General features: G+C 40.6%; 13 protein-coding genes, 1 tRNA gene and 1 rRNA gene. 9 read left to right on the forward strand and 6 right to left on the reverse strand.

The window, feature by feature from the left end:
• The first annotated feature begins 87 nt into the window (after nucleotides 1-87).
• Both ETB99_RS07065 and ETB99_RS07070 read left to right on the forward strand, forming a co-directional pair.
• Nucleotides 88-588 carry an Lrp/AsnC family transcriptional regulator gene (locus ETB99_RS07065; RefSeq protein ID WP_004892302.1) on the forward strand — a complete coding sequence of 167 codons (501 nt, stop codon included), beginning with the start codon at nucleotides 88-90 and terminating at the stop codon, nucleotides 586-588.
• Nucleotides 588-1754, forward strand: coding sequence for an aminotransferase (locus tag ETB99_RS07070; protein WP_171700279.1), 1167 nt, complete (start codon nucleotides 588-590; stop codon nucleotides 1752-1754). The genes ETB99_RS07065 and ETB99_RS07070 overlap by 1 nt, the downstream gene beginning before the upstream one ends.
• 16 nt (nucleotides 1755-1770) lie before the next feature.
• Here the strand turns inward: ETB99_RS07070 and ETB99_RS07075 are convergent, their stop codons facing one another.
• On the reverse strand, nucleotides 1771-2136 hold the full coding sequence (locus ETB99_RS07075; protein WP_003398744.1) for a helix-turn-helix domain-containing protein: 366 nt from the start codon (nucleotides 2134-2136) through the stop codon (nucleotides 1771-1773).
• Between the two features lie 130 nt (nucleotides 2137-2266).
• On the opposite strand from ETB99_RS07075, the gene ETB99_RS07080 reads away from it, so the two are divergent.
• A complete protein-coding gene (locus ETB99_RS07080) occupies nucleotides 2267-2611 on the forward strand; it encodes a CvfD/Ygs/GSP13 family RNA-binding post-transcriptional regulator (protein WP_253263576.1) in 345 nt (114 codons plus the stop codon).
• 9 nt (nucleotides 2612-2620) lie between these two features.
• Here the strand turns inward: ETB99_RS07080 and ETB99_RS07085 are convergent, their stop codons facing one another.
• Nucleotides 2621-2854: a DUF378 domain-containing protein gene (locus ETB99_RS07085; protein WP_077429595.1), complete on the reverse strand. Its 234-nt coding sequence runs from the start codon at nucleotides 2852-2854 to the stop codon at nucleotides 2621-2623.
• Nucleotides 2855-2997: 143 nt separating this feature from the next.
• On the opposite strand from ETB99_RS07085, the gene ETB99_RS07090 reads away from it, so the two are divergent.
• The 3 genes from ETB99_RS07090 to ETB99_RS07100 all read left to right on the forward strand — a co-directional run bounded on the left by ETB99_RS07090 (nucleotide 2998) and on the right by ETB99_RS07100 (nucleotide 6101).
• Nucleotides 2998-4158 (forward strand): iron-containing alcohol dehydrogenase, encoded by a 1161-nt coding sequence (locus ETB99_RS07090; protein ID WP_077429596.1) that lies wholly within the window; start codon nucleotides 2998-3000, stop codon nucleotides 4156-4158.
• A 110-nt stretch (nucleotides 4159-4268) separates the two neighbouring features.
• Nucleotides 4269-5618 (forward strand): glucose-6-phosphate isomerase, encoded by a 1350-nt coding sequence (locus ETB99_RS07095; RefSeq protein ID WP_077429597.1) that lies wholly within the window; start codon nucleotides 4269-4271, stop codon nucleotides 5616-5618.
• A 78-nt stretch (nucleotides 5619-5696) separates the two neighbouring features.
• Nucleotides 5697-6101: a YugN-like family protein gene (locus tag ETB99_RS07100; RefSeq protein ID WP_077429598.1), complete on the forward strand. Its 405-nt coding sequence runs from the start codon at nucleotides 5697-5699 to the stop codon at nucleotides 6099-6101.
• Here the strand turns inward: ETB99_RS07100 and ETB99_RS07105 are convergent.
• A complete protein-coding gene (locus tag ETB99_RS07105; protein WP_171700281.1) occupies nucleotides 6093-7061 on the reverse strand; it encodes a potassium channel family protein in 969 nt (322 codons plus the stop codon). The two genes, ETB99_RS07100 and ETB99_RS07105, sit on opposite strands and share 9 nt — an antisense overlap.
• Before the next feature lie 100 nt (nucleotides 7062-7161).
• Here ETB99_RS07105 and ETB99_RS07110 point away from each other — a divergent pair, with 100 nt between their 5' ends.
• Nucleotides 7162-7341 (forward strand): H-type small acid-soluble spore protein, encoded by a 180-nt coding sequence (locus tag ETB99_RS07110; protein ID WP_077429600.1) that lies wholly within the window; start codon nucleotides 7162-7164, stop codon nucleotides 7339-7341.
• A 36-nt stretch (nucleotides 7342-7377) separates the two neighbouring features.
• Here the strand turns inward: ETB99_RS07110 and ETB99_RS07115 are convergent.
• The 3 genes from ETB99_RS07115 to ETB99_RS07125 all read right to left on the reverse strand — a co-directional run bounded on the left by ETB99_RS07115 (nucleotide 7378) and on the right by ETB99_RS07125 (nucleotide 8876).
• Nucleotides 7378-7450: transfer RNA gene (locus ETB99_RS07115), tRNA-Ala, on the reverse strand.
• A 49-nt stretch (nucleotides 7451-7499) separates the two neighbouring features.
• Nucleotides 7500-8123, reverse strand: a complete 624-nt coding sequence (locus ETB99_RS07120) for an HD-GYP domain-containing protein (protein WP_171700282.1) — start codon at nucleotides 8121-8123, stop codon at nucleotides 7500-7502.
• Nucleotides 8124-8198: 75 nt separating this feature from the next.
• On the reverse strand, nucleotides 8199-8876 hold the full coding sequence (locus ETB99_RS07125; RefSeq protein ID WP_077429604.1) for an MgtC/SapB family protein: 678 nt from the start codon (nucleotides 8874-8876) through the stop codon (nucleotides 8199-8201).
• Nucleotides 8877-8924: 48 nt separating this feature from the next.
• Here ETB99_RS07125 and ETB99_RS07130 point away from each other — a divergent pair, with 48 nt between their 5' ends.
• Nucleotides 8925-9809: a DMT family transporter gene (locus ETB99_RS07130; protein ID WP_143091223.1), complete on the forward strand. Its 885-nt coding sequence runs from the start codon at nucleotides 8925-8927 to the stop codon at nucleotides 9807-9809.
• 182 nt (nucleotides 9810-9991) lie between these two features.
• Nucleotides 9992-10360: ribosomal RNA gene (locus ETB99_RS07135) — 16S ribosomal RNA — on the forward strand; the annotation flags it as partial.

Below are 10360 nucleotides of genomic sequence, written 5' to 3' on the forward strand. Positions count from 1 at the left end.
AAGCGATGTCGTCTTGCTTCTTTTTTTGAAAAAATACGTGCATTTTTTTCTAAATTATGTGAAAATTTATAACAGGGGGGATTCATGATGAAGTTAACTGAAAAAGAAATCGAAATCGTTGAACTGTTAGAAAAAAACGCGCGATTGCCGATTGAGACAATGGCGAAAATGCTTTCTCTTCCTGTTTCGGAAGTGGAGCATATGATAAAAAAGTTAGAGGAAGCAAAAGTCATTGTACAATATGCAACCATTGTGGACTGGCGGAAAGTTGATGGGCATGAAGGTGTGACAGCGATGATTGATGTAAAAGTGACACCAAAGCGAGGCGTTGGATTCGACGAGGTAGCGGAACGTATTTATCGTTTCCCGGAGGTCAAATCTGTCTATTTAATGTCGGGAGCATATGATTTATCTGTTGTTATTGAAGGACGTTCCATGTCTGAGATTGCCCATTTTGTTTCTGAAAAATTGTCAACGCTTGACTCTGTTATTTCAACGACAACTCACTTTATTTTGAAGAAATATAAACATGACGGCACTGTATTTGAACAAGGTGATCAAGATCGAAGAATCGTGGTGGCACCGTGATGCAAAAGACGAAAACGTACGTATCTGATACTGTATCGCGTTTACAACCATCTGGTATTCGGAGATTTTTTGATTTAGCAGCGAGCATGGAAGGGGTCATTTCATTAGGGGTTGGTGAGCCGGATTTTATTACCCCTTGGAGTGTGCGTGAAGCTTGCATTCTATCGTTAGAACAAGGATATACGTCATATACAGCAAATGCTGGTTTGTGGGAGTTACGAAAAGCAATTAGCGATTATTTAGCGCGCCGTTTCGAAGTGCTATACGACCCAGCAAATGAAATTATTGTCACGGTTGGAGCAAGTCAAGCGCTTGATGTTTCTCTTAGAGCGATTTTGAATCCGGGTGATGAAGTCATTGTTGTAGAACCAAGTTTCGTCTCATATGCACCGCTCGTTTCGCTAGCTGGCGGCGTGCCGATTCCAATTCAAACGAGCGGAAAACATCACTTTAAGTTACAGCCCGAACAAATTGAACAAGTTGTGACACCGAAAACGAAAGCATTAATTATTTGTTCGCCGAACAACCCGACAGGAACGGTATTGAATAGAGGAGAACTGGAACAAATCGCACGCATCGTAGCAAAGCATGATTTGCTTGTTATCTCAGATGAAATTTACGCGGAGTTATGTTACGAGGAACAATATACAAGTTTTCCGGCCATTGCCCATATGCGAGAGCGAACGGTTTTAATTAACGGATTTTCAAAAGGATTTGCGATGACGGGATGGCGATTAGGCTTTGTTGCAGCACCGAAAGATTTGGCGGCGGCGATGTTAAAAATTCATCAATATACGATGATGTGTGCACCAACGATGGCACAATATGCAGCTATTGAAGCGTTGCAAAACGGGGCGGATGACGTCGAACAAATGAGAAAAAGTTACCGGCAACGGCGCAACTTTTTTGTGCAATCATTAAATGAAATCGGTCTTACTTGCCATATGCCGGGAGGAGCATTTTATGCATTCCCTTCCATTCAATCAACAGGCATGACTTCAGAGCAGTTTGCGGAACGTCTATTGTTAGAAGAAAAAGTTGCCGTTGTTCCTGGGTATGTGTTTGGAGCAAGTGGAGAAGGATATATTCGTTGTTCGTATGCTTCATCGCTTGAACAATTACAAGAGGCGATTCGACGCATGAAGCGGTTTCTTGAACGACTATAAAAAAAGCTGACGGCCGTCAGCTTTCTTTGTTGTATTTGAGTTCATATAACATTTGCATGACGCGTAGAAAATCTTCTTCGCTAAATTCTTTTGCTTTTCGTAAAATAAGTTTTGCCCGCTTAATGCCGATTTCTTTAATTAAATATTCGATTTCAGGATCGACCACGGAGGAATTGGACAAGTCGGCACGTTCTAGCAATTCAGATGCAGGCACATCAAGTGCAGTACAAAGTTTTAAAATTGTCGGTGTATCAGGAATTTGCTCACCTGATTCATATTTTTGAATTGTTGCTACCCCTACACGTACTTTCAACGCTAATTCTTGTTGTGACATATTTCGCTGTTCTCGATACATGCGAATATTTTCACCAATTGCGCTCATTTATTCTCCCACCTCTCAAAAATTCATGTACATATTTATCATACCATGTTGCTATTTGTACTCGTGTACAAAATTAACACTTTTTAAGCGAACTATGTTACAATTTTTCAAAAAACGAGGAGTGTTTCATTTGGATTGGAAGGAAGGTGCGGTCGTTACGGGCGTTGTAACTGGAATACAGCCATACGGTGTATTTGTATCACTTGATGAACAAACACAAGGTCTTATTCATATTTCAGAAATTACAGATGGATATGTGAAAAATATTTATGATTATGTAGATGTAGGGGAGTCTGTGCGGGTAAAAATTATCGCTATTGATGAAAAAACGAAACGAATTAGTTTATCGCTGCGCGATGTGGATCATGACGCAACAAATATTGAAACCCCTTCAGGATTTCAACCGCTAAAAACTCAACTTGAAAAATGGATTACGGAAGCGAAAAAAAAATACAACTCACCGAATGATCGGTGAGTTGCTCGTTTATGTTCTTGACATTTTTGGCTCTGTGCGCTCAAGCTCTTCCGTTGGTTTAAATAGCAAGACGAGGTTAATGAGACCCGCAATTCCAACGAGAGCATAAACAATGCGGGCAAAGGCTGATGCTTGCCCACCAAAAATGGCTGCGACGAGATCAAAACGGAAAAAGCCAATGAGCCCCCAGTTAAGTGCTCCAATAACAGTAAGCAATAGTGCGATTCGTTGTAACGTACTCATGTTCATCCTCCTTGGTAAAGTAGTGTATTCATTTATAGAATGGATAATTATTTTTGAAATATGCACAACGAAAAAGAAAAAAATGCAAGTTTCTTTACTTATTTGTTTATTTTAGAAATAATGGAGAAAAAGGAGGAAATTTAATGGAACAGTTTATTTTTCACAACCCAACAAAATTAATTTTTGGAAGAGGACAAATTGAACAACTAAAGAAAGAGCTTGCTCCGTATGAACGTATTTTAATGGTGTATGGTGGGGGCAGCATTAAGAAAAACGGTGTGTATGATGATGTCGTTTCTGTTTTTCGCTCATTGAATAAATGGTGGACGGAGTTAGCGGGTGTTGAACCAAACCCTCGTTTATCTACTGTGCAAAAAGGGATTGACATATGTCGTGCAGAAAAAGTTGATTTTATTTTAGCTGTTGGTGGCGGAAGTGTTATTGATTGTGCAAAGGCAATTGCTGCAGGCGTTCTATACGATGGAGATGCATGGGATTTCATTTCACGAAAAACAACCGTTCAGCGGGCGCTTCCACTTGGAACTGTATTAACACTAGCAGCCACAGGATCAGAAATGAATGCAAATTCTGTTATTACAAATTGGGAAACGAAGGAAAAATACGGTTGGAGTAGCCCGGTTGTTTTTCCTAAATTTTCGATTTTGGATCCTGTTTATACAACAACTGTTCCGAAAGATCATACAGTGTATGGTATTGTTGACATCATGTCGCACGTGTTAGAACAATATTTTCATCATGCCCCAAATACGCCACTGCAAGATCGGATGTGTGAGTCGATTTTGAAAACGGTGATCGAAACGGCGCCAAAACTTGTAGACGACCTGCAAAATATCGACTATCGTGAAACGATTTTATATTGTGGAACGATGGCTTTAAACGGAATTTTACGCATGGGACTACGTGGCGATTGGGCAACACATAATATTGAGCATGCTGTATCAGCGGTGCATGATATTCCGCACGCAGGGGGGTTAGCTATTTTATTCCCTAATTGGATGAAACATGTACTCGATGAACATGTTGAGCGGTTTAAGCAATTAGCTGTTCGTGTGTTTCATGTTTATCCAGAAGGAAAAGGGGATCGGGAAATTGCGCTAGAAGGAATCGAAAAACTTCGGGCATTTTGGAATAGCTTAGGTGCTCCAAATCGATTAGCAGATTATCATATTGGTAAAGAATCATTGCCAATAATAGTGGAAAAAGCGATGGCGTTCGGCCCGTTTGGTAATTTTAAAAAGCTACAACACGATGATGTTATGGCGATTTTAAAAGCTTCGTTATAAAGTGCGAAAAATGTCATAATGAATCCGTTTACATTGTTTTCATGAACTTGATTCTCGATGTTTATTTCGCTAAAGTGAAAGAGGATACAATCATTGAGGAGGAAACGTACATGACGCATATTCAGTTTGACTACTCAAAAGCGTTGTCGTTTTTTGGTGAACATGAACTAACGTATTTGCGTGATGCTGTAAAAGTAGCACATCATGCACTTCATGAAAAAACAGGGCAAGGAAACGACTTTTTAGGATGGATTGATCTTCCTGTCGCATATGACAAAGAAGAGTTTGCTCGCATTCAACAAGCAGCGAAAAAAATTCAACAAGACTCTGATGTGTTATTAGTGATCGGTATTGGTGGTTCTTATCTCGGGGCTCGTGCAGCGATTGAAATGTTGCAACACTCGTTTTACAATGTGCTTCCGACAGAAAAGCGGAAGACACCACAAATTATTTTCGTCGGTAACAACATTAGTTCTACATACATGCGTGATGTGATGGATTTACTCGAAGGAAAAGATTTTTCGATCAACGTCATTTCAAAATCAGGAACGACGACAGAACCCGCCATTGCCTTCCGTATTTTCCGTAAGCTTCTTGAAGAAAAATACGGAAAAGAGGAGGCGCGCAAACGCATTTATGCAACAACAGACCGCGCGCGTGGAGCGTTAAAAACATTAGCGACAGAAGAAGGATACGAAACATTTGTTATTCCAGATGATGTCGGTGGCCGTTACTCTGTTTTAACAGCGGTTGGTTTGTTGCCGATTGCCGTCAGCGGTGCGGACATTGAAGCGATGATGAAAGGCGCTGCACAAGCGCGTGAAGATTTTAGTAAATCAGAGTTAGAAGAGAACATTGCCTACCAATACGCTGCGGTGCGAAATGTGCTTTACAATAAAGGGAAAACAATTGAAATGCTCATTAACTATGAACCGGCATTGCAATATTTTGCAGAATGGTGGAAACAATTATTTGGCGAAAGTGAAGGAAAAGATCAGAAAGGGATTTTCCCAGCTTCAGCAAACTTTTCAACAGACCTTCATTCGTTAGGACAATATGTGCAAGAAGGACGTCGCGATTTGTTTGAAACGGTGTTAAAAGTTGAAACCCCTCGTCATGAATTGACAATTGAAGCGGAAGATAATGACTTAGATGGCTTAAATTATTTAGCGGGAAAAACAGTTGATTTCGTTAATACAAAGGCGTTCGAAGGGACATTGTTGGCACATACAGACGGGGGCGTACCGAACTTAGTTGTCACATTGCCGCGATTAGATGAATATACATTCGGTTATCTCGTTTACTTCTTTGAAAAAGCGTGTGCGATGAGCGGATATTTACTTGGCGTCAATCCGTTTGATCAACCAGGTGTAGAGGCGTACAAAGTAAATATGTTTGCCCTCCTCGGTAAACCGGGATACGAAGAGAAAAAGGCAGAACTTGAAAAACGATTGAAATAATGAAAAAAAGAGCTTTTCCTGAGCGCAGGGAAAGCTCTTTTTTTGGACATAATAATGAACAGAGGAGGCGTGATCAATATGATTGAAATTCCATCTAGACTAGAAGGAAAAACATTTTTGTTAAGTGTATTAGAGCAGCAGTTAAAACCGCTCGGTTATGTAATTGGCGGTAATTGGGATTATGACCACGGTTCGTTTGATTACAAGATGGCGGATGATGCTGGGTACCAATTTTTACGAATTCCATTTGTTGCGATAGACGGACAACTTGATTCGTATGGGGCGACGGTTGAATTGAGGCGACCATACGTCTTATGTCATAAATATCAACGTGGATTAGATGACAATGTGCACGTTGGAAATATGAGTGCCTCATTCAATCAGTTCTCTGAACCGGAAGATCCGGATGCGGCTGTTCCTGATCGATATGTAGCCACGGCAAAAACGCTCGTGAAAGATTTAGAAGAGCGGTTACTACTCTAGTACGATAAGCTCATCTGTCGATTGAATGATCGTATGCGATGGTGGATTAATTGAGACGTGTTGATTGTTTGCAATACCGACAAGTAATACATTTTCTTTTTTTAATTCGTTAAGCATCGTTGCAAAAGACATACCGATCCATTCATCGCGCACAGTTAAACGTTTTATCGGATGTTGTTTAAATTGTTCGATGTCATGCAAAACATTCGGAGATGAAAGGCAATTCGCCATCAAAAAGCTAATCCATTTATTTGTTTCAACAATTTCATTTGCCCCAGCACGTTTGGCGTTATCAACTTGTGGTGTCGTCAATATTTCTACAACAGCATATGCGGATGGATGGAGCGCTTTGACTGTCAAAAGGGTGACGATAGACGCCAGGTCAGCTTCGACTTCATTTTTATGTTGATTAGCAGTAATAATAACGGTATGAGCTTTAAATACGTTTGCTTTCTCCCATACATCGTCGTGCGTCGGATTTCCTTTAATAAAATGAACGTGTGTTGGCACGTCCAAACGTTTTAGTGTCTCATCGATCACGAGGCACGGCATGTTAGGAGGGATGAAAGCAAGTAGCTGACGAATGCGCTCATTCCAGCCGACTAAAATGATGTGTCCACCTTTTGTATACGGTAGTTCTCCAGTAGATAAGGCGTTTTCTTTTGAGATTGCTTTTGTGGATAGTGTCACAAAGTAGGCTGAGACAAAGGCCGTACCAAGCAAGATGAGAGTGATCGCGACGAGTTTGCCGCTCATTGTTTTTGGCACGAGATCACCGTAGCCGATCGTTGTCGTTGTAATTAATGCCCACCATATGCCGTCAAAAACAGTTAAAAATGTTCTTGGTTCAACGATATGAATGACAATACCGAATAAACAAATGATTGTTGTGATTGTAAATATGATGCGTACAAGTGGAGAAAGTCGCCAATATGAAGCGAGAAATTCATGCCATCTCATTTATCTTCCCTCCTGTTTTTATCATTGTAGACGAGATGAAGCGATTTCTTACATATTTTCTCTTCAAAAGAAGATAATATGAACGAAAGGAGGGATGCTGATGGATATGAATCGTGTAAAACAAATTGTTTCTTCCCCAGATGATATTCGCGTTTGTTACCATGGACAATCTGTTTGGATTGATGGGTATGATGAAGCAAGCCGAACAGCGACCGTACATATGCGTGGGCGAGACCATGAACGACACATCGTTCCGGTAGAAGAACTGACAGAGGAGTAAAACGAAAAACCCTTGCGATGCAAGGGTTTTCTCTTATGGAGCATACCGGGCTCGAACCGGTGACCTTCGCGCTGCCAGCACGACGCTCTCCCAGCTGAGCTAATGCCCCCCTTTTTCTTCATATTGTAAAAACATTTTGTTGTTTCGTCAATCGATATTTAAGAGATCATCGGGATGGTTTGCATGATTGTTTCTTTGTTTTGTTCAATTGGAACGATATGATTTTCCATCCAAGTCAAAAAGAGAGTAGTTAGTTTCGGATCAAATTGTGTTCCTGCTCCTTTTTTGATTTCCTCATAAGCTTCTTCCCATGTCAGCGGTGTACGATACGGACGAATACCAGTCATTGCTTCGAGTGAATCAGCTAATGCCACGAGGCGAGCAAGAAACGGAATATTCTCTCCTTGTCGTTCATAAGGATAACCTTTTCCATCCCAACGTTCATGATGATATAAAACAATATGAGAAATATCAGATGAAACGTGATAATGTTGCAATAGTTGTATACCGAATACGGGATGTTTTTTCATTTGAGCAAATTCATCTTCCAGTAACTTCCCTTTCTTTGTTAAAATATGAGCGGGTATGTGTAATTTGCCGATATCGTGGATGAGCGCCCCGAATTGTAACTCTCGCTTTTCTACATCCGTTAACTCCAAAAAAGAAGCGAAAGATAAAGCGATTTTTGTAACGCGATATGAATGAAGGAAAGTAAGCTCGTCCTTTTCTGAAAGTTGGCGCATTAAAAAACAAAGTTCCATGTTTTTTACAGTCGAAGACATATCGTTTGCCACCTTTTTGTTGTTGAAAGCAATCTTCATCTATATATGCTAATCTAAATGAGAATAATTTTCGAGTTAAATATTTTCAATATCGACACCGCGAATTGAAGGGATTTGATGAATAAACTCGTATACGTCTGTTGTTGCCCGTTTTTGATCGACAGATACTTTTAATTCAACAAAGTGGTTCCCGTTATCCAAATCTTTAATGCGCACGGTTTTAATGCGAATGTTTTTTTGTCTGATGCTTTCGATTACTTCTGAAATTTTTGTTGCGTCTAATACAGTAAGTTTAACGGACAGTTCCTTCTCCCTTAGTTGTTTTGGACCAAAAACAGTTGTAATAAGCGGAATGAGTTCAACGCTGGCGATCAGAAAAGCTACGCACAAAATGGCTTCAATATAAAAATTTGCTCCAACAGCAATTCCAACGCCAGCTGCTCCCCAAATAAGCGCGGCAGTTGTTAAACCTGAAATGCTGTCGTTTCCGCGTCGGAGGATAACACCTGCACCAAGAAAACCGATGCCAGATACAATTTGGGCAGCGAGGCGAAGCGGATCCATATTTATATGATCGCTTTTTGGAAACGTGTATGCCGATTCAATCGAAACGATAGTTAGTAAACAACTTACAATCGAAATGACAAGACATGTTTTAAGGCCAACGGGTTTTCTTTTTAGTTCTCGTTCTAAACCAATAATAAGTCCGAGGACAGCGGAAATTCCGAGTTTCATAAGCACATGAGCGTCCATAAGACATTCCCCCTTTTCTTCATAAGTATATTCGAAAGGATGATGAACATGAAGGCGTATATCGCACTAATTATTGGGGCGCTTTCTATTTCTACATCAGCTATTTTTGTTAAATTTACAGATGCCCCGTCGTCTGTCATTGCATTTTATCGTCTCTTTTTTGCAGTTGTTTTCATGACCCCGTTGTTTGCTGTAAGACATGTAAAGGAAACGAAGTTAATGAATAAAAAGGACTGGGCTTTCGCGGTGTTGTCTGGTGCGTTACTTGCCTTCCATTTTATTCTTTGGTTTGAATCGCTTCGTTACACATCTGTTGCAAGCTCTGTTGTTTTAGTTACGCTACAACCGATATTTGCTTTTGTGGGTGGTTTTTTCTTTTTTAAAGAAAAGATTACAATGAGTGAATGGGTTAGTGCGCTACTTGCGATTTTAGGTAGTGTCGTTATTAGTTGGGGTGATTTTCGGGTAAGTGGCGAAGCGCTTTATGGTGATATGCTTGCATTAATTGCATGTGCTATGGTAACAGGTTATTGGCTAGTTGGTCAACATTTACGAAAGCAATTTTCTCTAATTGCGTATACGTACATTGTCTACGGAATTGCTTCGATCGTGTTAGGTGGATATGTGGCGTTATTTCGTTATTCATTTTTCTCTTATGATAGGGATGATTGGTTGTATTTTATTTTGTTAGCTGTCATTCCAACGTTGTTTGGTCATTCTCTTTTTAATTGGGCGATGAAATGGGTAAATGCAGCAATGGTGTCGATGGCTATTTTACTTGAGCCAATTGGAGCGATCATATTGGCTTATATATGGTTAGATGAGAAAGTTTATTTGTCACAAGCAATCGGCTCTTTTTTTATTATTGTCGGAATAGGAGCGTATATGTTCGGGAAGCATGTAAAAAGAATTAAAAAAAATAGTTGCGTTTAAAAAAAGAACGTGCTATAGTATAAAGCGTCGCTGTTATGATGAGATAACAAAAAAATATAAAAAATGTTATTGACACAAAGAGAATGATATGTTAAATTAAGAAAGTCGCTTAAACAGCGATAAAGATGTTCCTTGAAAACTGAACGAAGCGAAAAGCGTAAAGAAGCTAGAGATGTGAACTTTCTATGGAGAGTTTGATCCTGGCTCAGGACGAACGCTGGCGGCGTGCCTAATACATGCAAGTCGAGCGGACGAATCGAAAGCTTGCTTTTGATTCGTTAGCGGCGGACGGGTGAGTAACACGTGGGCAACCTGCCCTGTAGACGGGGATAACACCGAGAAATCGGTGCTAATACCGGATAACACGAAATGTCGCATGACGTTTCGTTGAAAGACGGCGCAAGCTGTCGCTACAGGATGGGCCCGCGGCGCATTAGCTAGTTGGTGAGGTAACGGCTCACCAAGGCGACGATGCGTAGCCGACCTGAGAGGGTGATCGGCCACACTGGGACTGAGACACGGCCCAGACTCCTACGGGAGGCAGCAGTAGG

Source organism: Anoxybacillus sp. CHMUD (genome assembly GCF_013096965.1).
In the GTDB taxonomy this organism is placed as follows: domain Bacteria; phylum Bacillota; class Bacilli; order Bacillales; family Anoxybacillaceae; genus Anoxybacillus; species Anoxybacillus kestanbolensis_A.